The following is a 23,193-nucleotide window of genomic DNA, read 5'->3' as shown; positions in this document are numbered from 1 at the left end:
TTTTAAACGCTAATCGGCGCCTCTTTCGGCTCCCGCTTCACACGAAATGCCGCTGCATACATTGCCGGCAAGGCCAGCAGCGTCAGCACCGTCGCGACGATCAGGCCGCCCATGATGGCCACAGCCATCGGCCCCCAGAACACGCTGCGCGACAGCGGGATCATCGCCAGCACCGCCGCCGCGGCCGTCAGCACGATCGGCCGCAGCCGCCGCACCGCCGACTCCACGATCGCGTCCCACGCCGGCACGCCCGCCGCGCGGTCGAGTTCGATCTGGTCGATCAGGATCACCGCATTGCGCTGGATCATGCCCATCAGCGCGATCACGCCCAGCAGCGCCACGAAGCCGAAGGGCCGGTTCAGCACCAGCAGCGCGCCAGCCACACCGGCAATGCCCATAGGCCCGGTGATGAACACCAGCAACGAACGGCTGAAACTGTGCAACTGCAGCATCAGCAGCGTGAACACCAGGAACAGCATGATCGGCACGCCGGCCACGATCGAGGCCGAGCCCTTGCTGCTTTCCTCCACCGCGCCCGCCACCTCGATGCGGTAGCCGCCCTGTCCGGCCGCCACCCAGCCGGCTTCGAGCTCGCGCAGCTTCGGCAGCAGCTGCGCCGTCACGGTCGCGCCCTGCAGGCCTTCGACCACGTCGCCCTGCACGGTGATGGCGTAGTCGCGGTTCTCGCGCCACATCACGCCCGGCTCCCAGGTGAATACCGGCTTGGCAATCTGCGTGAGCGGAATCGAACGGCCCGAGGTCGTCGGGATGTAGGCGTTGCCGATGTCCGAGATAGCCTGGCGCTCGTCGGGCGCCTGGCGCAGCACGATGTCGATCAGCAGGTCGTTCTCGCGGTACTGGCCCACGGTGGTGCCGCTGAACATGGTCTTGGAGGCCTGCGCGATGGCCTGGCTCGTCACGCCGAGCGCGCGCGCCTTGGCCTGGTCGATCTCGAGGCGGATCACCTTCACCGACTCGTTCCAGTTGTCGTTCACGCCGCGCATGTTGGCGTTGTCGCGCAGCACGGCCTTCACTTCGTCGGCATGGCCGCGCAGCAGCGCCGGGTCAGGGCCGATCACGCGGAACTGCACCGGGTACGGCACCGGCGGCCCGTTGGGCAGCAGCTTGACGCGGCCGCGCACCTCGGGAAACTCCTGTGCCAGCACCAGCGGCAGCTTGATGCGCAGCGTCTCGCGCACCTTCAGGTCCTTGGCGAGCACGATCAGCTGCGACACGTTTGTCTGCGGGAACACCTGGTCCAGCGGCAGGTAGAAGCGCGGCACGCCGGAGCCGATCCAGGTGCTGACCGTCTTCACGCCGGCCTCCTGCATCACGCGCTGCTCGACGCGCTTGGCCACTTCTTCGTTGGCGGCGAAGGAGGTGCCTTCAGGAAACCAGAGGTCGACCAGGATCTCGGGCCGGCTCGAATCGGGGAAGAACTGCTGCTGCACCTTGCCCATGCCGACAATGCCGAGTGCAAAGATCAGAATCGTGGCGCCGATGGTCATCCAGCGGTGCTGCACGCACCAGTTCACCGTGCGGCGGAAGACGTTGTAGAACGGTGTGTCGAACAGCTCGTGCGGCGGTGCATCGGGGTCGTGCGGCTTCACCTTCAGCAGCAGCGTGCCGAGGTACGGCACGAAGTACACCGAGACGATCCACGACAGCACCAGCGCGATCACCGTCACCGCGAAGATCGCGAAGGTGTACTCGCCCGTCACTGACTTGGCGATGCCGATCGGCAGGAAACCCGCCGCAGTGATAAGCGTGCCCGTGAGCATCGGCTTGGCCGTCACGTCGTAGGCGAAGGTGGCGGCGCGGACCTTGTCGTAGCCCTCTTCCATCTTCCGCACCATCATCTCGACCGCGATGATGGCGTCGTCCACCAGTAGCCCGAGCGCGATGATGAGCGACCCCAGCGATATCTTGTGCAGCCCGATGCCGAAGTAGTTCATCGCCAGGAAGGTCACGGCCAGCACCAGCGGAATGGTGATTGCCACCACCAGCCCCGGGCGCATGTCGATGTACCAGCCGAAGCGCCCGCCCTTGTGCAGGCCGAGCGAGATGATGCTCACGGCCAGCACGATGGCCACGGCCTCGATCAGCACGCCGACGAATTCGTTGACCGAGCTCGCCACCGACACCGGCTGGTCTTGCACCTGCGCCAGCTTGACGCCGGCCGGCAGGCGCTGGTCGATGGTGGCGGTGGTGGCCTTCAGCGCCTTGCCCAGCGCGATGATGTCGCCGCCCTTGGCCATCGACACGCCCAAGCCGATCACTTCCTTGCCCTGGTGGTGCATCTTGACCGACGGCGGATCGATGTAGCCGCGGTGGATGTCCGCAATGTCGCCGAGCTTGATCTGGTTGCCCGAGCTGCCGCGAATGGGCATCTCGCGCAGTTGGTCGACGCTGGTGAACTGGCCCGCGACGCGCACCTGCACCACGTCCTGCGGCGACTGGATCGTGCCCGCGCTCTCGATCGCGTTCTGCGAACCGAGCTGCGCCAGCACCGCGTTGAAGTCGAGCCCCAGCTGCGCCAGGCGCTTCTGCGAGATCTCGATGTAGACCTTCTCGTCCTGCACGCCGAACTGGTCGACCTTGGCCACGTCCTTCACGCGCAGCAGCTGCTGGCGCACGTCGTCGGCCAGCGTCTTGAGCTCGGCGTAGCTGAAGCCTTCGCTCTCCAGCGCGTAGATCACGCCGTAGACGTCGCCGAAGTCGTCATTGAAGAACGGGCCCTGCACGCCGGCGGGCAAGGTGGCGCGCATATCGCCGATCTTCTTGCGCACCGTGTACCAGACGTTGGCAACCTCGGTGGACTTCGACGAGTCCTTGATGTTGAAGATGATCTGCGACTCACCCGGCTTCGAATAGCTGCGGATCTTGTCGGCGTACGGCGCTTCCTGCAGCGTGCGCTCGAGCTTGTCGGTGACCTGCTCGGCCACCTGCTGCGCGGTGGCGCCGGGCCAGTAGGTGCGCACGACCATCGCACGGAAGGTGAAGGGCGGATCTTCGTCCTGGCCGAGCTGGAAGTACGCGAAGGCGCCCAGCACCATCAGCACCACCATCAGGTAGCGCGTGAGGGGCGCGTGGTCCAGCGCCCATTTGGAGAGGTTGAAGCCGGCGGGCTTTTCAGTGGGAGTCGCTGCGCCGCCGCTCATTTGCCGGCACCCGCTGCGATCTCCTTGTTCGTCGCAGCGACAGCCGCGACGGGCTGCGCCGATTCCTTCGCACCGGCATTGGCGGCAGCAGCAGCCGCCTCCTTGGACTGGTAGATGGTGACCTTCTGCCCCGGCGACAGCACGTGCACGCCAGCGGCCACGACCATCATGCCGGGCGCAATGCCGCCGGCGATCACGGCCTCATTGCCGTCGGCCGTGGCCACCTGCACGGTCTGCGAACGCACCGTCATGGTCGACTTGTCGAGCACCCATACAGCCGAGCCCTTGCCTTCCTGGCGCAACGCGCTGGTCGGCAGCTTCATCACCGTGGTGGTGCCGTGCGCGAGCGCCTGCGGACGCGCATAGACCGTGGCGCCGAGCGGCGGCGAGGTGGCTGCGTCGATGGCAACCTTGACCGAGTAGGTGCGCGTCACCGCGTCGGCGCTGGCTGCCACTTCGCGCACCTGGCCCTCCAGTTCGTTGCCGCCCGACCAGCCACGTACCGTGACGGGCGAGCCGGCCTTGATCAGCGTGGCGCGGTCTTCAGGCACCGCGAACACCACGTCGCGCGCGCCGTCCTGCGCAATGCGAACGACCGGCGTGCCGGCCTGCACCACCTGGCCCGGTTCTGCCTCGATGGCGGTGATGATGCCGGCCACGTCGGCCACCAGCGTCGTGTAGTTGGCCTGGTTGCCCTGCGAGGCGAGTTGCGCCTGAGCCTGCTCGAGCTGGGCCTGCGCGGCCTTCCAGGTGGTCTCGCGGCGCTCCAGTTCGGCGCCGCTGATGAAGTTCTGCGCCCGCAGTTCGGCGTAGCGCTTCAGATCGGCGGCCGCGAGGTCGCGATTGGTCAGCGCGGCGGCCTGCTGGGCACGTGCGGCTTCAGCGGCGAGGCGGTAGTCCTGCGGATCGAGCTGGGCCAGCACCTGGCCGGCCTGCACGTGCTGGCCGAGCTCGGCCTGGCGCTTGGTGATCTTGCCCGCCACGCGGAAGCCCAGGCGCGATTCGACACGCGCGCGCACCTCGGCAGAAAACTCGGGCTGGGCATCGAATTCGCTCGCGCCAACGGTCACGAACTTGACCGCGCGAACGGGGTCCTCGGCCGCAGGTTTCGGCGAACAGCCGGCCAGAAAAATGGCGGGAAGCAGCAACCATGCGGCACTGCGGACACGGGACGAGAGGACGGCGGAGGCGGTCATGAAACACCCTGGAAAGGACGAACCGGATCATTACTGACCCACTGGTTAGTAATTTAGGGTAAACGTGAACTACTGTCAATGACCCGCCGGTCACTAGGTGCGTTGACCCATCTCCACAAGCCGGTTGTCAGGCAGCTCGAAGTAATCTGAAGCCCGCCCCGCATTGCGCTGCAGCCAGCCGAACAACACACGCCGGACCGGGTTCATGCCCGGCAGGTTTTCCTCGCCGACCGAGGCGCGCGAGACGAAGTAGGACGTCTTCATCGAATCGATCGCCAACGTCTTCTGGTACGCCAGGATGCGGATGAACTCGGGCACGTCGGGCCGCTCCATGAAGCCGTGGCGCGCCGTGACCATCCAGATGCCTTCCATCAGTTGCTCGGCCTCGATGCGGATGCGTGCATCGACGCGCGGGGTGTCGCAGGGCAGCACGCGCAGCACGATCACCTGCTCGTGCAGCACCTGGTTGTGCTTGAGGTTGTGCAGCAGCGCATGCGGCACCGCAGTGGCGTCGGGGTTCAGGAACACGGCCGTGCCGCTCACACGGTGCGGCATGTGCAACGCCAGCGATTCGACGAACGGCCGCAGCGGCAGGCTCTCGGCCGCTGCGGCCTCCAGTCCCAGCCGGCGCCCCTTGGCCCAGGTGGTAAAGACCACCATCACCACGGCCGCCACCGCCAGCGTGAGCCAGCCGCCCTCGGCCACCTTCAGGCTGTTGGCGATCACGAAGGTCAGGTCGACCACCGCGAAGGCGGCCACGCCGACCACCACCGCCACCTTGTTCCAGCGCCACAGACCCCAGGCCACGATGCCGGCCAGCAGCGTGGTCGTCACCATCGTGATCGACACCGCGATGCCGTACGCAGCCGACAGCGCACCAGAGCTGCGGAAGCCCAGCACCAGCAGCAGCACGCCCACCATCAGCAGCCAGTTGACGGCCGGCACGTAGATCTGCCCGATGGCCGTGCCCGAAGTCTGTATCACCCGCATGCGCGGCAGGTAGCCCATGCGCATTGCATGCGCCGTGAGCGAGAAGGCGCCCGAGATCACCGCCTGCGAGGCGATCACCGTCGCCATCGCGGCCAGCACCACCATCGGCAGCACGCCCCACGCGGGAAAGAGCCGGAAGAACGGGTTGTCGATGGCCGCCGGGTTCGCCAGCACCAGCGCACCCTGCCCGAAGTAGTTCAGCACCAGCCCCGGCAGTGCGATGAACATCCACGCCAGGCGAATCGGCTTGGCGCCGAAGTGCCCCATGTCGGCATACAGCGCCTCGCCGCCCGTGAACGCCAGGAACACCGCGCCCAGCACCGCCAGCGACTGCGCCCGATGCTCGACGAGAAAGCCGAGGGCGCGACGTGGGTCCAGCGCCGCCAGCACCTGGGGCTGCTGCAGCACCTGCCACAACCCGGCTGCCGCCAGCACGACGAACCAAAGCAGCATGACCGGCCCGAAGATCTTGCCGACCACGCCCGTGCCCTTCTTCTGCACCATGAAGAGCGCAACCAGGATCACCACCGTGATCGGGATCACCGCGCGCTGCAGCACCGGCGCCTGCACCTCCAGCCCCTCGACCGCCGACAGCACCGAGATGGCCGGCGTGATCAGGCTGTCGCCGTAGAACATGGCCGCACCCACCAGGCCCAGCATGCCGATGACGCTCCACACCCACGGCTTGGTCTTGGGCCCCGCAACCGCGCTGCGCGCCAGCGCCTGCAGCGCCAGGATGCCGCCCTCGCCGTCGTGGTCGGCGCGCAGCACGAACACCACGTACTTCAGCGTGACCACGAACATCAGCCCCCAGAAGATCAGCGAGAGCAGGCCCAGCACCGAGTCGGGCGAGAACGGCACGCCGTGCTCGGGGTTCATCGTTTCCTTGAAGGCGTAGAGGGGCGAGGTGCCGATGTCGCCGAACACAACGCCCAGCGCCGCGATCATGAGCGTGGGCCCCTTCGGATGCGCCGCCTCGCCGTACGCTGAAACCTGGGGCCCGGAAGCCGAAGCGGATGCTTTCATGAAGCAGAAGTTCAAAGTGGCGACGCTGCGAGCATAGTGCCGGGGCTTTGCATCGTCGCTGACAATCGTGGTGTGTCCGCCACTCCCCACCTCGCTGCGCCGCCTGCGCACTACGAAAACTTCCCCGTCGCCTCGTGGCTGTGCCCGCCGCACCTGCGACCGCCGATCGCTGCGATCTATCACTTCGCGCGCACGGCCGACGACATTGCCGACGAAGGCACCGCCTCGCCCGGCGAGCGCCTGGCCGAGCTGCACGCCTACCGTGAAGAACTCGCCGCCGCCGCCCGGGGCGAAGTGCTCCCGTCGTCGCGCTGGCCGCACGTATTCGGCCCGCTGGCCCACAGCATTGCCCAATACAGCCTGCCCGAAGACCTGCTCGCCGACCTGCTGAGCGCCTTCATGCAGGACATCGAGAAGACCCGCGACCGCGGCACCTACACCGACCGCGCCGAGCTGCTCGACTACTGCCGCCGCTCCGCCAACCCCGTCGGCCGCCTGTTGCTGCATCTCTACGGCGTGCACGACTCCGAGGCACTGGCGCAGAGCGACGCCATCTGCAGCGCGCTGCAGCTCATCAACTTCTGGCAGGACCCGAGCGTCGACCTGCCGCGCGACCGCTTCTACTTTCCGCTGACCGACTGTGCCCGCCGCAAGATGACGCGCGAAAACTTCAAGGTCTTTGCGCCGCTCTCGAACGCCCCGCCGCCGCAGGAAGCTATCAATCTGATAGCAGTGGTGTCGCACTGGGCCCGCGAACTCATGCACGAAGGTGCTCCTCTCGTGCACCGCCTGCCCGGCCGCGCCGGCTGGGAGCTGCGCCTCGTCGTGCAGGGCGGCCTGCGCATCCTCGACAAGATCGAGGACCTGGGCTTCGACACCTTCTCGCAGCGCCCCAGCATCGGCAAGACCGACGCGCCCGTGCTGCTCTGGAAGGCCATGCGGATGCGGAGACAATGGCGGCCCATGAAAGCAGCGCCTCCCCGATGAATCCCGAGCAATACGTGCAAGACAAGGCCGCCGCCTCGGGCAGCAGTTTCTATTACGCCTTCCTGTTCCTTCCCAAGCCGCGCCGCGCCGCGATCACGGCCTTCTATGCCTTCTGCCGCGAGGTCGACGACGTGGTCGACGAGGTCACCGACCCCGGCGTGGCCGCCACCAAGCTCGCCTGGTGGCGCACCGAGGTAGCCCAATCGTTCGCGGGCACGCCGCGCCATCCGGTCATGCAGGCGCTGATGCCGCACACCGCGGCCTACGGCATCGAGGCGCGCCAGCTCCACGAAGTGATCGACGGCTGCCAGATGGACCTGGACCAGACCCGCTACCTCGACTTTCCCGGCCTAGCGCGCTACTGCCACCTGGTGGCCGGCGTGGTCGGCGAAGTCGCGGCCCGCATCTTCGGCCAGACCGATCCGAAAACCACCACCTACGCCCACAAGCTGGGCCTGGCGCTGCAGCTCACCAACATCCTGCGCGACGTCGGCGAAGACGCCCTGCGCGGGCGCATCTACCTGCCGGTGAACGAACTGCAGAAGTTCGACGTGAAGGCGCACGAGATCCTGAACCGCGTGCACTCCGAGCGCTTCGTCACGCTGATGAAGTTCCAGGCCGCGCGCGCCCACGTGGCGTATGACGAAGCGCTCGCCCTGCTCCCGCTCGCCGACCGCCGCGCGCAGAAGCCGGGCCTGATGATGGCCAGCATCTATCGCACGCTGCTGCGCGAGATCGAGCGCGACAACTTCCAGGTGCTGAACCAGCGGGTGAGCCTGACGCCGGTACGCAAGTTCTGGCTGGCGTGGAAGGTCCAGGCGCTCGGGCGCATCTAGTCTTGAAGAAGACAGCTGTCATCGGTGCCGGTTGGGCCGGCCTCGCCTGCGCGGTCGAGGCCACGCGGCTCGGCCATGCCGTCACGCTGTTCGAAGCCGCGCACATGCCCGGCGGCCGCGCGCGGCGCGTCGACGACATGCACGGGCTGGCGCTCGACAACGGGCAGCACATCCTGATCGGCGCCTACACCGCCACGCTGAAGCTGATGCGCGATGTCGGCGTGGATGTCGACAGCGTGCTGCTGCGCCTGCCGCTCTCGCTGCGCTTCGCCGATGGTGGCGGGCTCAAGCTACCACGCCTGCCCGCACCGCTTGACCTGCTGGCCGGCATCTTCGCGGCTCGCGGCTGGACGTGGCGCGACAAGTCTTCGCTGCTGCGCACAGCGATCGGTTGGCGGCTTGCGGGCTTTCGTTGCGCCGCAAGCACCACCGTCGCCGACCTGTGCACCAGCCTCACGCCGCGCGTGATGCAGGAGCTGATCGAGCCGCTGTGCGTCTCGGCCCTCAACACGCCCGTGGCGCAGTCGAGCGGTGAAGTGTTTCTGCGCGTGCTCAAAGACGCCCTCTTCAGCGGCAGCGGCGGCGCCGACCTTCTGCTGCCGCGTGCTGACCTGGGCGCACTGCTTCCCGACGCGGCGATCCGATGGCTGGCGCAGCACGGTGCCGTGACGCGCATCGGTGCCCGCGTGCGCGCCATCGCCCCCGGCGGCGCGCAATGGCGCGTCGACGATGAAGTCTTCGACCAGGTCGTGCTGGCCTGCGCGCCGTGGGACGCCGCCCGGCTCGTCCGTGCGTCCGGCCTGCAAGCGGATGCCTGGTGCGACACCACTGAAGCCCTGCGCTTCGAAGCCATCGCCACCATCTACGTGCGCGGCGCCTCACCACTTGCAGAACCGATGCTCGCGCTGCGCAGCAACCCGGCCACGGCACCAGCGCAATTCGCGTTCGACCGCGGCCAGCTCACCGGTCTGCAAGGCGTGCTCGCGATGGTCGTGAGCGCCAATGAAACACCGCGCGAGGTGCTGGAAGAACAGGTAGTCGCTCAGGCGGCCGCACAGTTGGGCCAGACAAACCTGCAGCTCGTGCAGACAGTGGTCGAGAGGCGCGCCACCTTCGCCTGCACGCCCGCACTTTCGAGACCCGCTTCGGCCATCGCCCCCGGCCTGCAGGCCTGCGGCGACTACATCGAAGGCCCCTACCCCGCCACGCTCGAAGGCGCGGTGCTCAGTGGGCTGGCGGCCGCAAAAGCATTGGCAGCCCCATGACGACCGAACTGCGCTATCTCGATTTCGACTACAGCGAAGACACCGAAGGCCACGGCACCTTCGATGCGATGGCATCCACCACGCCCGACAAGATGCCCGAGGTGCAGGCCGAAATCGCGCAGGTGCTCGCCTGGGCCGAAGCCACCTTCCCCGATGCGCGCGGCGCGCTCGAAGAAGGCGCGATGTGGGACTACGACCTGCAGCAGATGCAGGAAGAAGACGCGCGCTTCGTCACGCACACCCTCTCGCTCAGTGGCACAGCCGATTTCTGCGCGGCACTGCGCGAGCAGTTCGCGCTCGACTGAGCAAGAAGAAAAGAATCAGGCCGTCTTGTTGGGCAAGCGCAGCAGGCTCACCCCCAGCAACACGAACGCCCCACCCGACAGCTTGTTGAACAGCCGCGTGCGGCGCGGGTCCGACAGCTGCTTGCGCAGCAGACGCGCCAGCAGCACGTAGAACGCATGCGACAGCACCGAGGCGGCCGCAAAGGTGGTCGTCAGCACCGCGAACTGCATGGCAAGCGGCGCGTCCTGCGTAAGGAACTGGGGGAACAGCGCCGAGAAGAAAAGAATTCCCTTGGGATTGGTCAGCGCCACCGTCAGGCCGTGACCGAACAAGCGCCAGCTCGAACGCGGCGAGGCCCCTGCCGACGAGCCCTGCAGGTCGGCGAACACGCTGCCCTGGCTGCGCCATTGCTTGATGCCCAGGTAGATCAGGTAGGCCGCGCCGGCCAGCTTCAGCACCATGAAGGCATGAGCCGAGGTCGAGAGCACCACGCCCAGCCCGGCCATCGCAGCGGCCGACACCATGAACAGGCCCATTGCATTGCCAAGCGAACTGATCATTGCGCGTCGCGGGCCCACGCTCATCGAATTCGAGACCGCGAGCAGCACCGCCGGTCCAGGTGTGAAAGCGACGAGCAGCGTGACGCCGCAGAAGATGAGCCAGTTGGAGAAATGCACTTTGGGGTTCCTGCCCGGCGTGAGGCCGCAAGACGTTGAGACAGACGGGAAACTATAGTCAGCCCGGCGAATCGCTGCAGACGCCGCGCCAATACCCCTCATCAGCCCACCTCACGGAACAAGCATCCATGGTCACCTGCTACCTGCGCTACATCGTCGATCCCTACAAGCTCAAGGAATTCGAGCACTACGGCAAGCTCTGGATTCCGCTGGTCGAGAAGTTCGGCGGCCAGCATCACGGCTATTTCCTGCCGTCGGAAGGGGCCAACGACGTGGCACTGGCGATGTTCAGCTTCCCGAGTCTGGCTGCGTACGAAAAATACCGCGCCGATTCGATGCAGGACGCCGAATGCCAGGCGGCTTTCAAGTACGCGGAAGAGACCCGCTGCATCCTCAGCTACGAGCGCAGCTTCTTCCGCCCCGTCTTCAAATAGCGCCTCAGGCGCCCAGCGCCATGCACAGCGCGTGCAGGTTCGGCACGATCAGCTGTGGCCGTGCGCCATGCACCCACGGCCGCTCGTCGCGCACCAGCCAGGCCGCCTGCATGCCGGCGTTGAGCGCGCCGACCACGTCGAGCTCGGCGTCGTCGCCCACGTGCAGCACGTCCTTGGGCAGCAGGCCGACCGACGCGGCGGCCGCGCGGAAGATGGGCGCGTGCGGCTTGCCGCTGCCGAAGGCGCGTGCGTTGAAGGCGGTGCGGAACCAGCGGCCCACGCCGGTCTTGTGGATGTCGGCGTTGCCGTTGGAGACCGCCACCAGCGGATAGCGTTCGCTGAGCCACTTCAGCGCCGGCAGCGCGTCGTCGTACAGCGTCACGCGCTGGCGCTCGGCGAAGAAGGCATCGAAGGCCGGCTCGGCCAGCGCCGGGTCTTCTCCCGCTCGCGTGAGCGCGGTGCGGATCGACTCTCGGCGCAGTGCGCTCAGGTCGTGCGCGAGGTCTGAACGCTCCTTGGCGGTGGCTTCGCGCAGCTCGCGCAGGATGCCTGGAGTCATCAACAGCGAGGCCGTCTTCGGCGCTTCGCGCAACAGCCATTCATGCAGCACAGCTTCGGCGCGTTCGATGGTCGGCCAGATCGGCCACAGGGTGTCGTCGAGGTCGAGAGAGATCGCCGAGATGCGCTTGAGATCGAGGGGCGCGGCGCTTGCGGGGGCCGTGGAAGCGGAAGTCATGCCCGAGAATATCGCATGCCTCCAAGCCACGAGACCGCCTCTCCAAGTACCCCCCGTACCCCGCGCACCGCTGTGCTCTGGTGCAACCTGGGCTCGCCCGATGCCCCCACCGCCGCCGCCGTTCGCCCCTATCTCGCCGACTTCCTGGGCGACCCGCGCGTGGTCGAGATCCCGAAGGTGCTCTGGGCGCTGATCCTGCACGGCATCATCCTGCGCACGCGGCCAGCCAAGTCCGCAGCCAAGTACGCGAGCATCTGGATGCCCGAAGGCTCGCCGCTCAAGGTGTGGACACAGAAGCAGGCCACGCTGCTGGCCGGCTGGCTCGGCGAGCGCGGCCACCGCGTGACGGTGCGCGACGCGATGCGCTATGCCAGCCCATCCATCGCCTCCCGGCTCGACGCGCTGCAGGCCGAAGGCACCACGCGCGTGCTGGTGCTGCAGGCCTACCCGCAGTACTCGGGCACCACCACCGCGAGCGTGATCGACGCGGTGAACGCCTGGAGCAGCAGGCAGCGCCGAGTACCCGAATTCCGCTTCGTCAACGACTACCACGACGACCCCGCCTACATCGAGGCGCTGGCGCAGAGCATCGAGAAGCACTGGAAGACCGACGGCCGCGGCGAGGTGCTGCTGATGAGCTTCCACGGCATTCCCGCGCGCAACATCGCGCTGGGCGACCCGTACCAGGCGCAGTGCCTCGAAACCGCACGCCTGCTCGCGGCACGGCTGGGCCTTTCGAGCACCCAGTACCGCGTGACCTTCCAGTCGCGCTTCGGCAAGGCCAAGTGGCTGGAGCCCTACACCGAGCCCACGCTGCGCGAACTCGGCGCCTCCGGCGTGAAGCGCGTGGACGTGGTCTGCCCGGGCTTCCCGGCCGACTGCCTCGAGACGCTCGAAGAAATCTCCATGGAAGGCCGCGAAGCCTTCCTGCACTCAGGCGGTGAAGCCTTCAGCTACATCCCCTGCCTCAACGACAGCCCGGCATGGATCACCGCGCTCGCGGGCATCGCCGAACGCAATCTGGCGGGCTGGCCTACGCAAAGAACAAGCACCACTCCATGAAGCAGGACCTGCACGAAGCCAACCGGCTCTCGTGGAACGCAGCCACTGTCGCGCACAACAGCCACAAGGGCGACCAGGCCGCCTTCTTCCGCAAGGGCGGCTCCACCCTCTTTCCCGAGGAAGCCGGCCTGCTCGGCGACGTGACGGGCCTGTCGGTGCTGCACCTGCAGTGCAATGCCGGGCAGGACAGCCTGAGCATCGCGCGCCTGGGTGCCGAAGTGACGGGCGTGGACATCTCCGACGAGGCCATCGACTTCGCGACGCGGCTGTCGCAGCAATCGGGCATCGCGGCGCGCTTCGTGCGCTCGGATGTCTACGACTACTTTCGCGATGCACAGGCGCGCGGCGTGGCGCAGCTGCTCAAGCCCGGTGGCCGCTTCGTCTTCATCGAGTTCCATCCTTTCGCACTCGTGTTCGACCCCGCCTGGAAGTTCCACTACGACTACTTCAACGAAGCTCCCGTGCCCGAGGAAGGCGTGGGCGACTACGTGGCCGAGTCCGGCGACGGCCTCGTGCGCGAGGGCTACGAGCGCGGCGTGGATAACTTCAGCAACCCGCATCCGAGCTTCGAGTTCACATGGGGCGTGGGCCAGGTGATGACCGCGCTGTCGCTGGCCGGTCTCGTCATCGAGCGGCTCGACGAGTACCCGTACGCCAACGGCTGGAAGCCCTTCGAAGGCATGCGCGACATCGGTGGGCGCCGCATGGCGCCGCCCGAGGGCATGCCGCGCATTCCGCTCATGTATTCGATCTCCGCACGCAAGCCATGAAACCCTTTCGCATCCTCGGTGGCCTTTTTCTGCTGGCGCCCTTCCTGGCCAGCGCGACTGGAACCGTCGAAGTGCCCAAGGGCGTGTGGGAAGGCACGCTCGGCACCAAGGCCATCGTGGCCTGCTTCAACGCCGAATATCCGAGCGGCAGCTACTTCTACAAGCAATACAGAAAGGCCATCGCGCTGGGCCGCTCCGAGAAGGACAGCTTCTGGCACGAAGGCGGCGAGACCGGCCTGTGGGCGCTCGGCCCGGGCAAAGGCACGACGCTCACCGGCACCTGGAAGAACGTGAAGGGCACGCCAGTGACGCTGCCCATCCAGTTGAACCTGTCCGATGCCACGGGCGGCGACAAGGCCTGCGCGAGCGACGGCTATGCAGGCCTGCTCGAAGCACCGCCGAAGATCGAGACCGGGAAGAAAGAGGAATTCGCGGCCGGCCGCAGCTTTCGCCGCCTGCGCTTCGCCGGGCAGGAAACCATCGAACTCTCCGGCCCCGAGCCTACGCTGGCGGCCATCAACCGCGAGCTGCGCCGCGACTTCGACACCAGCAAAGACACGATCAAGGAGTACTTCGACAAGCGCCGCGAGTTCCTCGGACGGGTCGGCGTGCCGGCGGAAGACGAGAACACCGCCGATCCGTCCTACTGGACCTCGCAGTGGCTGAGCATCCGCAACTACACCTGGACGGCCGGCACGGGCCGTGCCGGCATCTCGTGGTTCTATCGCACCTGGGACCTGCAGACGGGCAAGCAGGTCGACCTGTGGACATGGTTCGCCTCTCGCCAGCCGTCGCCGAACGCTCCCGGGCCGGGCCCCATCGCCACCAGCGGCGGCTCCATGACGCCGAAACTGCGCCGCTTCCTGTTCCGCCACGCCGGCATCGATCCGTCGAAGGCCGAAGAGAACTGCGAGTTCAACTACAGGCAAGACGCCTATTACGACCTGACTCTGGAAGCCAAGGGCATGCGCTTCGCGCAGCCCGACTTCGGCAACGGCTGCGCGATCGAGATCGAAGTGCCCTACGCCGACCTCGGCCCGGTGCTCACGCCCGCGGGCAAGGCGGCAGTACGACGCATCGTCGAATCGCCGAATTAGCCCCGTAGCCTTGGCTCAGGCTGCCGGCCTGCGCGCCAGCAGCACCTCGATCGCGGCCTCCATCTCGGCGTATTCCCCTTCGCCGAAATGCTGGCGCATCACCTGCCCCTTGCTGTCGGCTAGGTAGAACGCGGGCCAGTACTGGTTGTTGTAGGCCCGCCATGTGGCGAATCCGTTGTCCTGCGCCACCGGATAGCGGATGTTGAAACGCTCGATCGCGTCCTGCACATTGCGCGTCGACTTCTCATAGGCGAACTCGGGCGAATGCACGCCCACCACGGTGAAGCCCCGGTCCTTGTACGTCTCGTACCAGCGCACCACGTGCGGCAGCGTGCGAATGCAGTTGATGCAGGAGTAGGTCCAGAAGTCGACCAGCACCACCTTGCCGGCCAGCCCCTGCATCGTGAGCGGCTGCGAGTTGAGCCACTTGTCGATGCCTGCGAACTCGGGGGCCTTGCCGTAGTCCCGCAGGCCCGGGGACGCAGCCAGCGCACTGCGCACCGGCCATCCGCCGCCCGCGACCGCTACGAGCGCGGAAGCCCCTGCCGCAAGCCCCGAGAACGCCCTTCTGGACAACATCTTCATGATCGCAAACCTCGTTCGTGTGTCAGACCGACAGCGGTCTGGCGCGATTGTTTGCGGCGCACGCCGTGCGTGCGCATGTGTCACGGCAATTTGAAGTTTGTCCCGGCGGTGTGAAGGCCGCCGGCCTTCAATGCCTCAGAACTTGCCCAGATAGTCCATCTTGCCGATGGGCATGCCCTTGTGGCGCAGCACGTCGTAGGCGGTGGTCACGTGGAAGAAGAAGTTGGGCAGCGCGAACTGCAGCAGGTAGCGCTGCGCGGTGAAATGTGCTTCGCCTTCGCGCGCCTTGATGGTCACGGGGCGCTCTTCCTGGCCGTCGATCTGCGCGCGCTCGACGCTCTTCAGGAAGTCCTGCGTCTTCACGATGCGCGCCAGCAGGTCGTCCCAGGTCTTTTCTTCGTCGGGAAAGCTCGGCGCGGTGATGCCCGCGATGCGGGCCGTGCCCAGCTTGCAAGCATCGCTCGCGCGCTGGATCTGGCCGGCCAGCGTGAGCATGTCGGGCGCCAGGCGCGCCTCGACCAGCGTGGCCGGGTCGATGCCGTTGGCCTTGGCATGCGCAAGGCTCTTGTCGAGCAGGTGGGTGAGTTGGCCGAGTCCGCGGGTAAAGACGGGCACTGACAGGTCGTACAGAGAGAGCGTCATGGTGTTCGAGGCCTTGTTGTGGTTGGAATCGGCGGCGATTGTCACGCCGCCGCTCCTTCAACGACCGACCGCCCGAATAAACCCTTCGATCGGCTCCAGTTGTCCGGGCACGTTCAGCGCGGGCGCGTGACCGCAGGCAGGCACTTCGATGACCTGCAGCCTGCCGGCCGCGCCGGGGCCCCGGCGCTCCATCTCCTCGATCACGCCGGGCAGCACCAGGTCGGACTCGGCGCCGCGCAGGCACAGCACCGGGGCTTCGATAGCGTCGTAGTGCGGCCAGATCAGGTAGTCGTTGTCGTGCGCGCTGAACTGGCGAACCATGGCCGGGTCGTAGTGCGGCGTGACGCGGCCGTCGGGCAGGCGGCGCGTGGAGCTCTCGGTCAGGCGGCGCCACTGCGCGTCGCTGAGCCAACCGTAGGGCTTGTAGACGGTGCGGAAGAAAGCCTCCAGTTCGGCCACCGTGTCGAATGCGGGCGGCTGGCCCGCATAGGCGCGGATGCGCTCGATGGCGGGTTGGGCCAGTTCGGGCGCGTTGTCGTTCAGCACCAGGCTCGCGATGCGCGCCTTCATGCGCGGCTCGAACAGGCCCGACGCGCAGACTGTGCCGATGGCGCCGCCCATCGAAGTACCAACCCAATGCACGCGCCCCAGGCGCAGCTCGTCGCACAGCGCATTGGCGATGCGCGCGTAGAACGCGAGCTTGTATTCCTCGTCGGGCAGCGGGCTCCACTGGCTCAGGCCGCGGCCGATGGTGTCGGGGCAGATCACGCGGAAGCCGCGTGACGCGAAGTGCTGCGCCAGCTCGTCCATGTCGCGGCAGGTACGCGCCAGGCCATGCCAGGCAATGACCACCGGCGCCTCGGGCGCGCCCCATTCGAGCCAATGGACTTCGCGGCCCGCGAGCTGGGTGTAGCGGGAGAGCGGAATGTTGTTGTCGCTCATCGCGCCGCCCTCGCCCGCAGCTTGCCCACGATGCCGGTCGGAAAGTAGTAGACCGACAGCACGAACAGCACGCCCAGCCACAACAACCAGCGATCGGGCGACAGCAGCGCGGCCAGCCACGGCAGCCCGCTCGCGGCCTCGCTGCCCAGGCGCAGCAGGTCTTGCAGATAGCTCTGCGCCACCACGAACAGCACCGCGCCGATGGCCGCACCGTAGATGGTGCCCATGCCGCCGATCACCACGATCAGCAGCACGTCGATCATGATCTCGAAGCTCAGCGAGGTATCCGGCCCGTTGTAGCGCAGCCAGATCGCAAGCATCGCGCCGGCCAGCGTGGCGAACAGCGCCGACAGCACGGCGGCCGTGGTGCGGTACACCACCACGCGATAGCCGATGGCTTCAGCGCGAAACTCGTTCTCGCGAATGGCCTGCAGCACGCGGCCGAAGGGCGAGTTCACGATGCGCAGCAGCGCCAGCACCAGCACCACCGCGGCCACGAACAGCAGGTAGTAGCACAGCAGCCGGCCATCGAGCGAAACGCCGAGGAAAGGCTCTTCCGAGAACTCGAAACTCGGCGAGATCAGCTCGGGCAGCTTGAAGGTCAGGCCGTCTTCGCCGCCGGTGAAATCCGACAGCTGCGAGGCCAGCGTCTGAAAGGCCGAGGCCACGGCCAGCGTGATCATCGCGAAGAAAATCGCGCGCACCCGCAGCGAGAACAAGCCGATGGCGAACGAGAGCACCAGCGAAATCGCCAGCGATGCACCCAGCCCCACCAGCACCGCGCCCCAGCTGGGCCCGAGCCGCGTTGCCGAAATCGCGATGCCGTAGGCCCCGATGCCGAAGAACATGGTGTGCGCAAAGCTCACGATGCCGGTGTAGCCCAGCAGCAGGTCGAAGCTGGCCACCAGCACCACGAACACCAGGATCTTGGCCGCGACGCTCAGCGCCTTCACGCCCGGGAAGATGAACGGCGCGAACGCCAGTGCGATGAACAGCGCCAGCAGCAGCAAGGCCAGCAAGCGGCTCTTCGGCATGTCGTTGGAGAGAAGTCGTTTCAGGAACATGTCGTCTTCTTCCTCAACGATTCGCCACGGGGTACACACCTTGCGGTCGCCACAGCAGCACAGCCACCATCAGGAAGATGCTCGCGAACTGCGTGAGCGTGGGCAGCAGGAAGCCGATGTAGTTGGTCATCAGCCCCACCAGCAGCGCGCCAATGAGCGCCCCGCCCGTCGAGCCCAGCCCGCCGATGATGATGACGATGAAGATCAGCACGTTGACCTGCGCGCCCATCTGCGGCACGAGGTTCTGCTGGAACAGCCCCCACATCACGCCTCCCAGGCCAGCCAGTGCGCTGCCCACCACGAACACACCGACAAACAGCCGGCCGATGCGATAGCCGAGCGACTCGACCATCTCGCGGTCTTGCACGCCGGCGCGAATGAGCAGGCCGATCTTGGTGCGGCCCAGCGTCCATGCCAGCACACCGAACACGACCATGCCCACAGCCACCGCGAGCAGCCGGTACTTGCTGATGGCCGCATCGCCGATCAGCAGCGAGCCGCGCAGCGCCTCAGGCAAAGGCAGCGGAATCTGCGCCGGCCCCCAGATCACCTTGATGAGCTCTTCGCCAATGATCATGCCGCCCATCGTGATGAGGATCTGCTTCAGGTGTTGGCCGTACACGGGCCGCACGATGAAGCGCTCGAAGGCCAGGCCCACCGCCCCGGCGACTGCCATCGCGACCAGCATGGCCGGGAACACCGCCACGAGGTTGCGCCACAGCTCGCCCGAACCGGTCCAGTCGCCCATCAGCCCGAGCACGCTGCTCGCCACGAAGGCGCCAAGCGCGATGAACACGCCGTGGCCGAAGTTCAGCACGTCCATCAGCCCGAATACGAGCGTGAGGCCCGAGGCGATGATGAAGATGATCATGCCCATCGCCAGCCCCGCGACCGTGAGCGTGAGCCAGGTCGAGAACGAACCGGTGAGCGGCAGCGCGACGAGCGCAAGAATCGGGGCCAGCAGCAGCGGCCTCCAGTCGAAGTCGAGTTTCTTCATAAAGCCAGTCCGAGCAGCGATTGCTGCAATTGCGCGTCCGCCGAGAACGCCGCCATGGAGCCGCTGTGCACCACGCGGCCGTTGTCCATCACCGCAACGTTGTCGCCCAGGCGTTGGGCGAAGTTGATGTTCTGCTCCACCAGCAGGATGGTCACGCCGCTGCGCTTGAGCTCGGCGAAGGCGTCGATCATGTTGTTGATCATCACGGGCGCAAGGCCCTTGCTGGGCTCGTCGATGATGAGCAGCTCGCGCGGTTCCACGATGGCGCGCGACACGGCCAGCATCTGTTTCTGCCCACCCGAGAGCTTGCCCGCCGGGTGGTTCCAGAACTTCTCGACCGCGGGGAAGAGCTTGAAGATCCACTTCAGGCGCGTGTCGTCGATCTGCGCTGCGTTCTTCGCGCTGCGCGCGGCGAGCAGCATGTTCTCCTTCACCGTGAGGTCGGAGAAGATGCCCATGTTCTCGGGCACGTAGGCAATGCCCAGGCCGGCGATCTGCGGCGTGTGCTGCGCGGTGATTTCCTTGTCGCCGAAGCGCACCCTGCCCTGCGACGCATGCCACAGGCCCATGATGGTTCGCAGCGTGGTCGTCTTGCCCGCGCCGTTGCGGCCCAGCAGCATCGTGAGCTGGCCCTTGGGCACGGCGAGGTCTACGCCATGCAGGATGTGATACGCCCCGATGTGCGTGTGCACGCCTTCGAGCGTCAAAAGATTCTGTGTGCTCATGCGGCCTCCTTCGCGACGCCCAGGTAGGCCTCTTGCACCACCGGCGAGGCAATCACCTCCGCTGGTTCGCCGTCGGCCACCAGCGTGCCGTTGTGCAGCACGATGATGCGGTCCGCAAGTTCACGCACCACGTCCATCTTGTGCTCGACCAGCAGGATGGTCTTGCTCTTGTCCTGCTTGAGCTTGCGGATCAGGTCGAGGATGACGGGCGCCTCGGCCGCGTTCATACCAGCCGTGGGTTCGTCGAACATGAAGACCTTGGGCTCCAGCGCCATCAGCAACGCCACTTCCAGCTTGCGCTGGTCGCCGTGCGGCAGGCTCGCCACCGTCGCGTGCTCGCGCGATTTCAGCGCCACGTCGGCCAGGATCTGGTCGGCGCGCTCAGTCAGCGCCTTGTGGTCGCTCCAGATGCTCCACAGGTTGAGCCCGCGCCGGTGCGCGCCCTCGCGCGTGGCCTGCACTGCGAGGCGCACGTTCTCCAGCACCGTGAGGTTCGGGAACAGGTTGGTGAGCTGGAAGGCCCGCCCCAGCCCCGCGTGCGTGCGCGCGGACGGGGACAGGCCCGACAGCAACTTCCCGTCGAGCGACACCGTGCCCGCGCTCGCCTTGAGCTGGCCCGAGATCAGGTTGAAGTAAGTGGTCTTGCCCGCGCCGTTGGGGCCGACGATGGCCGTCAGCGTGCCCGGCGCAAAAGCGCAGCTCACACTGTTGACGGCCACGTGCCCACCGAAGCGGATGGTCAGATCTCGGGTCTCAAGCATCGTTGTTGGTCATTGCGAATCGAAAAGAGAAATGAAGAGCGGCCTGCCTCAACAGGTGCCGATCACGTAGTAGTCGGGGCCCGTCTGCTTCAGCGTGGTCGTGACGTAGATGTTCCACAGGCCCATCGACTGTCCCGAGCCGTAGGCATAGGTCAGGCCCCACAGTGCATAGGCACGCCCGGCGACGGTGTGCGAATAGTTGCTCGCGGTGTAGCACGTTCCGCCGCCGCCAGAGCCCGCGGTGGTCGCGCCCGTGGCTGCGGTCGACATGGCGCCCTCCACGTTGCTGGCGTCCAGCGCGGCCACGGTCCAGCTGTAGGTGGTGGACGCGGCCAGGCCAGTGTCGGTGTAGCTGGTGGCGGCGACGGGCGCGGCGTTGACCTTGCTGCCGCCGCGGTACACGTTGTAGCCGCTGGCACCCGTCACGCCGGCCCAGCCGATCACCATGCTGCTGCTGGTCGCGCCCGATGTGCCCACGCCGGTGGGCGCGGGCAGGCCGCCACCGCCCGCCGAACCGGTGACGCGGTCGATCATGGCCTTCATCGCCGCCATCTGCGGGCCCGACTTCTTCGCGTAGTTGGCACTGTCGTAGCCCCACCAGTCCCAGCAGCTGTTGGTGGCTGCCGTGCTGGTCTGCGGGTAGATCAGCACGATGTTGTTGGTGTCGGCCCAACGGTTGTAGCCGGTCTTGCGCACGTACTGGTCGCTCACGTCGGTGTAGTTCTGCTTGCAGCCGTGCAGCACCAGGTGCACACGACACGACGCGGTGGTACAGGCCTGCGGCACGTAGATCCAGCCGGTGGTGGCCATGCCGTGGCCGGTGACGAACTCCGACTGGTTGAACTCGGTGAAGGTGCCGCCCAGCGTGCCGTTGTTGCGCGGGTTCAGCGGCCCGTAGAGCTGCGTGAGGATCTCGCCCGCCAGGTCGAAGCCGCAGTTGTTGATGTAGGGCGCCGCAGTGGTGCTGCAGGCGCTGCCGTAGTCGTCGGTGACCATCGCGTGGCCCGCACCGATGTTGTTCTTGTAGACCGTGTTGGCCGCGGGCACGAAGCTCTGGTAGTAGGTCTTCAGGTCGTCCATTACCGCCTGCTTGACGGTGTTGTCGGACGTACCCGAGAACAGGTAGACCTTGGAGCCGCTCATGTTCGACACCGGGTCGACCGCCCCGCTGGCCGCCCAGCTGTTGGTGGTGCTCACGAGCGTCGACACCGGGATGCTGGTGCTGTGCGTCATGCAGCGCCCGGTGGCGTTGACCACCGAGCCCTCAGCGCAGTAATACGGCCCGCCCGCCACCACGCCGGCGCCGCGCTTGAATGTGGCCGAGTACGCCACGTGCAGTTGCACTGCCATGAAGCCGCCGGCCGACAGGCCCGACACGCTCACCTCCGCCGGGTTGGCGCCGAGCGCCGGCAGCGGCACCGCCGCCGTCGCGGCATGCGCCGCCACCGCCATTGCCGCAGCCGCGGCAAGTCCCTTCCAGTTCCATTTCATCGCTGGCATCGCTGTCTCCTTGTGTTGTGGGTATCGAACGCTTGCTTGCAGACTGACGAATCGGCCGTAGGTCGCGACAGGCTGCGCGGACGCAGGCTGGCGCTTCGCCCGGCGGCCATCCGGGGCGAAAGGGGAGCAGCGCTTCCTTGAGCGCCGCGCGGGTCAGGGGGTGATCGGCGCTGTCGTGTTCAGCGCTTGTTCTTGATCGGGATGTCCATTTCCTCAGGCTTGATCTCGTGCACCAGCTCCGGCACGCCCCAGGCGAACGCCGGGTCGACCTTGATCTTGAAGTGGTACATCGACTGCATCGCCTGGTGGTCTTCCTTGCGGAAGGTCATCTTGCCCTTGGGCGTGTCGAAGCTCATGCCTTCCATGGTGCTGATGAGCTTGTTGGTGTTGGTGTCGCCGTTGGTCTTCTTCAGCGCCGTCACCACCGCCATCGCGGCCGAGAAGCCGCCGGCCGTGAAGAAGTCCGGCGGCGTCTTGAACTGCTTGTAGTGCGCCGACACCATGGCCTCGTTCACCGGGTTCTTCGGAATGCCGAAGTAGTAGTACGCCGCGCCTTCCATGCCCGGCAGCGACTTGTAGGCCGCCATGGCCGGCAGGATGTTGCCGCCGGTGGCGATCTCGATGCCGTAGCGCTTCAGGTCGAGATCGACGATCTTGAACGGGTTGCCCGCGCCGGCCCACACGATCCAGATGATCTTGCGGCCCGGCTGGTCCTTCAGCTTGTCGATCAGGCGCTGCGCGCCGGCCGTGAAGTCGGTGGTGGTGGGCGGCAGGTACTCCTCATGGACCAGCTTGGCTTTCTTGAGCGCGGCGCCGAAGGCCTTCACGCCGTCGCGGCCGAAGGCGTTGTCCTGCGCCAGCGTGGCGACGGTAACGCCGGCCTTGTCGACGGCCACAGCGTTGGAGATCGCGTCCTGGCTCGAATTGCGGCCGGTGCGGAAGATGTACTTGTTCCACTTGTCGCCGGTGATCGAGTCGGCCACCGCGGGCTCGACCAGCAGGATCTTCTTGTATTCCTCGGCCACGGGCAGCATCGCCAGCGCCACGCCCGACGCAGTCGGGCCCACGGCCAGCGCGGCCTTGTCGTCGGAATAGGCCGCCGCCAGCAGCGACTTGCCGAGGTCGGGCTTGCCCTGGTCGTCCTTCTCGATGACCACGATCTTCTTGCCGTTGACCGTCATCGTGCCGCCGGTGGCGTAGTCCAGGCCCATCATGAAACCGGTCTGGGTCTGCTTGCCGTAGGCCTCCAGCGCACCCGTCTTGCTGTAGATGTGGGCAATGCGGATTTCGTTGGATTGGGCCCATGCGGGGGCGGCAGCGGCACACGTGGCGAGTGCAGCCAGCGCGACGAGGTGGCGACGATTCATATTCATGTCTCCTGATATTGGTGACTGAATATTGCACAGTTCGTGCCACGCGCCAACTCGTTGATAACAAAGGCTTCTTCACTCGGAA

The 23,193-nt window shown here is 66.6% G+C and carries 22 protein-coding genes; 8 read left to right on the top strand and 14 right to left on the bottom strand.

Annotated elements, in window-relative coordinates; genetic code table 11:
* Positions 1 to 2 precede the first annotated feature (2 nt).
* From BMW87_RS01840 to BMW87_RS01830, 3 genes are all read right to left on the bottom strand, one after another.
* Entirely contained in the window at positions 3 to 3,161 is a 3,159-nt protein-coding gene (locus BMW87_RS01840) for an efflux RND transporter permease subunit (RefSeq protein ID WP_093073751.1), read from the bottom strand.
* Entirely contained in the window at positions 3,158 to 4,357 is a 1,200-nt protein-coding gene (locus tag BMW87_RS01835; protein ID WP_093073749.1) for an efflux RND transporter periplasmic adaptor subunit, read from the bottom strand. The genes BMW87_RS01840 and BMW87_RS01835 overlap by 4 nt, the downstream gene beginning before the upstream one ends.
* 93 nt (positions 4,358 to 4,450) lie before the next feature.
* A complete protein-coding gene (locus BMW87_RS01830; RefSeq protein WP_093073747.1) occupies positions 4,451 to 6,295 on the bottom strand; it encodes a potassium transporter Kup in 1,845 nt (614 codons plus the stop codon).
* Positions 6,296 to 6,445: 150 nt separating this feature from the next.
* Between BMW87_RS01830 and hpnC the strand changes: the two genes are divergently transcribed.
* Genes hpnC through BMW87_RS01810 form a run of 4 tightly spaced genes read left to right on the top strand, consistent with a single transcriptional unit; the run spans position 6,446 to position 9,766 of the window.
* Complete coding sequence (gene hpnC, locus BMW87_RS01825) at positions 6,446 to 7,360, top strand: squalene synthase HpnC (protein ID WP_093075139.1); 915 nt, start codon at positions 6,446 to 6,448, stop codon at positions 7,358 to 7,360.
* The gene (gene hpnD / locus BMW87_RS01820) at positions 7,357 to 8,196 is read left to right on the top strand and encodes a presqualene diphosphate synthase HpnD (protein ID WP_093073745.1); all 840 of its coding nucleotides are present in this window, start codon (positions 7,357 to 7,359) and stop codon (positions 8,194 to 8,196) included. The genes hpnC and hpnD overlap by 4 nt, the downstream gene beginning before the upstream one ends.
* Positions 8,197 to 8,198: 2 nt before the next feature.
* Complete coding sequence (gene hpnE / locus BMW87_RS01815) at positions 8,199 to 9,461, top strand: hydroxysqualene dehydroxylase HpnE (RefSeq protein ID WP_093073743.1); 1,263 nt, start codon at positions 8,199 to 8,201, stop codon at positions 9,459 to 9,461.
* Positions 9,458 to 9,766 carry a hypothetical protein gene (locus BMW87_RS01810; RefSeq protein WP_093073741.1) on the top strand — a complete coding sequence of 103 codons (309 nt, stop codon included), beginning with the start codon at positions 9,458 to 9,460 and terminating at the stop codon, positions 9,764 to 9,766. The genes hpnE and BMW87_RS01810 overlap by 4 nt, the downstream gene beginning before the upstream one ends.
* A 15-nt stretch (positions 9,767 to 9,781) precedes the next feature.
* On the opposite strand, the gene BMW87_RS01805 is transcribed toward BMW87_RS01810, so the two are convergent.
* Positions 9,782 to 10,423 carry a LysE family translocator gene (locus BMW87_RS01805; protein ID WP_093073739.1) on the bottom strand — a complete coding sequence of 214 codons (642 nt, stop codon included), beginning with the start codon at positions 10,421 to 10,423 and terminating at the stop codon, positions 9,782 to 9,784.
* Between the two features lie 128 nt (positions 10,424 to 10,551).
* On the opposite strand from BMW87_RS01805, the gene BMW87_RS01800 reads away from it, so the two are divergent.
* On the top strand, positions 10,552 to 10,857 hold the full coding sequence (locus BMW87_RS01800; RefSeq protein WP_093073737.1) for an NIPSNAP family protein: 306 nt from the start codon (positions 10,552 to 10,554) through the stop codon (positions 10,855 to 10,857).
* A 4-nt stretch (positions 10,858 to 10,861) separates the two neighbouring features.
* On the opposite strand, the gene BMW87_RS01795 is transcribed toward BMW87_RS01800, so the two are convergent.
* Positions 10,862 to 11,593: an HAD family hydrolase gene (locus tag BMW87_RS01795; protein ID WP_093073735.1), complete on the bottom strand. Its 732-nt coding sequence runs from the start codon at positions 11,591 to 11,593 to the stop codon at positions 10,862 to 10,864.
* 15 nt (positions 11,594 to 11,608) lie between these two features.
* Between BMW87_RS01795 and hemH the strand changes: the two genes are divergently transcribed.
* From hemH to BMW87_RS01780, 3 genes are read left to right on the top strand one after another with little or no spacing between them, the layout of a single operon-like run.
* The gene (gene hemH, locus BMW87_RS01790) at positions 11,609 to 12,655 is read left to right on the top strand and encodes a ferrochelatase (RefSeq protein ID WP_093073733.1); all 1,047 of its coding nucleotides are present in this window, start codon (positions 11,609 to 11,611) and stop codon (positions 12,653 to 12,655) included.
* A complete protein-coding gene (locus BMW87_RS01785) occupies positions 12,652 to 13,425 on the top strand; it encodes a class I SAM-dependent methyltransferase (RefSeq protein WP_093073731.1) in 774 nt (257 codons plus the stop codon). Before hemH ends, BMW87_RS01785 begins: the two co-directional genes overlap by 4 nt.
* A complete protein-coding gene (locus BMW87_RS01780) occupies positions 13,422 to 14,522 on the top strand; it encodes a hypothetical protein (protein WP_093073729.1) in 1,101 nt (366 codons plus the stop codon). Before BMW87_RS01785 ends, BMW87_RS01780 begins: the two co-directional genes overlap by 4 nt.
* Before the next feature lie 15 nt (positions 14,523 to 14,537).
* On the opposite strand, the gene BMW87_RS01775 is transcribed toward BMW87_RS01780, so the two are convergent.
* The 9 genes from BMW87_RS01775 to BMW87_RS01735 form a co-directional block, all read right to left on the bottom strand.
* Entirely contained in the window at positions 14,538 to 15,101 is a 564-nt protein-coding gene (locus BMW87_RS01775) for a thioredoxin family protein (RefSeq protein WP_093075136.1), read from the bottom strand.
* Positions 15,102 to 15,242: 141 nt separating this feature from the next.
* Positions 15,243 to 15,749 carry a DUF1993 domain-containing protein gene (locus BMW87_RS01770; RefSeq protein ID WP_093075133.1) on the bottom strand — a complete coding sequence of 169 codons (507 nt, stop codon included), beginning with the start codon at positions 15,747 to 15,749 and terminating at the stop codon, positions 15,243 to 15,245.
* 57 nt (positions 15,750 to 15,806) lie between these two features.
* The gene (locus BMW87_RS01765; RefSeq protein WP_093073727.1) at positions 15,807 to 16,691 is read right to left on the bottom strand and encodes an alpha/beta fold hydrolase; all 885 of its coding nucleotides are present in this window, start codon (positions 16,689 to 16,691) and stop codon (positions 15,807 to 15,809) included.
* Positions 16,688 to 17,755, bottom strand: a complete 1,068-nt coding sequence (locus tag BMW87_RS01760; protein WP_093073725.1) for a branched-chain amino acid ABC transporter permease — start codon at positions 17,753 to 17,755, stop codon at positions 16,688 to 16,690. Before BMW87_RS01760 ends, BMW87_RS01765 begins: the two co-directional genes overlap by 4 nt.
* Before the next feature lie 13 nt (positions 17,756 to 17,768).
* Entirely contained in the window at positions 17,769 to 18,752 is a 984-nt protein-coding gene (locus tag BMW87_RS01755; protein WP_093073723.1) for a branched-chain amino acid ABC transporter permease, read from the bottom strand.
* The gene (locus BMW87_RS01750) at positions 18,749 to 19,477 is read right to left on the bottom strand and encodes an ABC transporter ATP-binding protein (RefSeq protein WP_093073721.1); all 729 of its coding nucleotides are present in this window, start codon (positions 19,475 to 19,477) and stop codon (positions 18,749 to 18,751) included. Before BMW87_RS01750 ends, BMW87_RS01755 begins: the two co-directional genes overlap by 4 nt.
* Positions 19,474 to 20,238: an ABC transporter ATP-binding protein gene (locus BMW87_RS01745; RefSeq protein ID WP_093056434.1), complete on the bottom strand. Its 765-nt coding sequence runs from the start codon at positions 20,236 to 20,238 to the stop codon at positions 19,474 to 19,476. The genes BMW87_RS01750 and BMW87_RS01745 overlap by 4 nt, the downstream gene beginning before the upstream one ends.
* A 48-nt stretch (positions 20,239 to 20,286) precedes the next feature.
* A complete protein-coding gene (locus BMW87_RS01740) occupies positions 20,287 to 21,738 on the bottom strand; it encodes an extracellular catalytic domain type 2 short-chain-length polyhydroxyalkanoate depolymerase (protein WP_093073719.1) in 1,452 nt (483 codons plus the stop codon).
* A gap of 179 nt (positions 21,739 to 21,917) precedes the next feature.
* Positions 21,918 to 23,105: a substrate-binding domain-containing protein gene (locus tag BMW87_RS01735; RefSeq protein ID WP_093056432.1), complete on the bottom strand. Its 1,188-nt coding sequence runs from the start codon at positions 23,103 to 23,105 to the stop codon at positions 21,918 to 21,920.
* Between the last annotated feature and the right edge of the window lie 88 nt (positions 23,106 to 23,193).

This window comes from Variovorax sp. OV084 (genome assembly GCF_900111625.1).
GTDB lineage: Bacteria > Pseudomonadota > Gammaproteobacteria > Burkholderiales > Burkholderiaceae_C > Variovorax.
The sequence above is the reverse complement of the archived record's forward strand: the minus strand, read 5'-3'. Positions and strand labels throughout refer to the sequence as shown.

Excerpts from the sequence above, each read along its gene's own strand:
- BMW87_RS01840 (WP_093073751.1), bottom strand. The coding sequence starts at position 3,161 with ATGAGCGGCGGCGCAGCGACTCCCACTGAAAAGCCCGCCGGCTTCAAC.
- BMW87_RS01835 (WP_093073749.1), bottom strand. The coding sequence starts at position 4,357 with ATGACCGCCTCCGCCGTCCTCTCGTCCCGTGTCCGCAGTGCCGCATGG.
- BMW87_RS01830 (WP_093073747.1), bottom strand. The coding sequence starts at position 6,295 with ATGATCGCGGCGCTGGGCGTTGTGTTCGGCGACATCGGCACCTCGCCC.
- hpnD (WP_093073745.1), top strand. The coding sequence starts at position 7,357 with ATGAATCCCGAGCAATACGTGCAAGACAAGGCCGCCGCCTCGGGCAGC.
- BMW87_RS01810 (WP_093073741.1), top strand. The coding sequence starts at position 9,458 with ATGACGACCGAACTGCGCTATCTCGATTTCGACTACAGCGAAGACACC.
- BMW87_RS01800 (WP_093073737.1), top strand. The coding sequence starts at position 10,552 with ATGGTCACCTGCTACCTGCGCTACATCGTCGATCCCTACAAGCTCAAG.
- BMW87_RS01795 (WP_093073735.1), bottom strand. The coding sequence starts at position 11,593 with ATGACTTCCGCTTCCACGGCCCCCGCAAGCGCCGCGCCCCTCGATCTC.
- hemH (WP_093073733.1), top strand. The coding sequence starts at position 11,609 with ATGCCTCCAAGCCACGAGACCGCCTCTCCAAGTACCCCCCGTACCCCG.
- BMW87_RS01785 (WP_093073731.1), top strand. The coding sequence starts at position 12,652 with ATGAAGCAGGACCTGCACGAAGCCAACCGGCTCTCGTGGAACGCAGCC.
- BMW87_RS01780 (WP_093073729.1), top strand. The coding sequence starts at position 13,422 with ATGAAACCCTTTCGCATCCTCGGTGGCCTTTTTCTGCTGGCGCCCTTC.
- BMW87_RS01775 (WP_093075136.1), bottom strand. The coding sequence starts at position 15,101 with ATGTTGTCCAGAAGGGCGTTCTCGGGGCTTGCGGCAGGGGCTTCCGCG.
- BMW87_RS01770 (WP_093075133.1), bottom strand. The coding sequence starts at position 15,749 with ATGACGCTCTCTCTGTACGACCTGTCAGTGCCCGTCTTTACCCGCGGA.
- BMW87_RS01765 (WP_093073727.1), bottom strand. The coding sequence starts at position 16,691 with ATGAGCGACAACAACATTCCGCTCTCCCGCTACACCCAGCTCGCGGGC.
- BMW87_RS01760 (WP_093073725.1), bottom strand. The coding sequence starts at position 17,755 with ATGTTCCTGAAACGACTTCTCTCCAACGACATGCCGAAGAGCCGCTTG.
- BMW87_RS01755 (WP_093073723.1), bottom strand. The coding sequence starts at position 18,752 with ATGAAGAAACTCGACTTCGACTGGAGGCCGCTGCTGCTGGCCCCGATT.
- BMW87_RS01750 (WP_093073721.1), bottom strand. The coding sequence starts at position 19,477 with ATGAGCACACAGAATCTTTTGACGCTCGAAGGCGTGCACACGCACATC.
- BMW87_RS01745 (WP_093056434.1), bottom strand. The coding sequence starts at position 20,238 with ATGCTTGAGACCCGAGATCTGACCATCCGCTTCGGTGGGCACGTGGCC.
- BMW87_RS01740 (WP_093073719.1), bottom strand. The coding sequence starts at position 21,738 with ATGCCAGCGATGAAATGGAACTGGAAGGGACTTGCCGCGGCTGCGGCA.
- BMW87_RS01735 (WP_093056432.1), bottom strand. The coding sequence starts at position 23,105 with ATGAATCGTCGCCACCTCGTCGCGCTGGCTGCACTCGCCACGTGTGCC.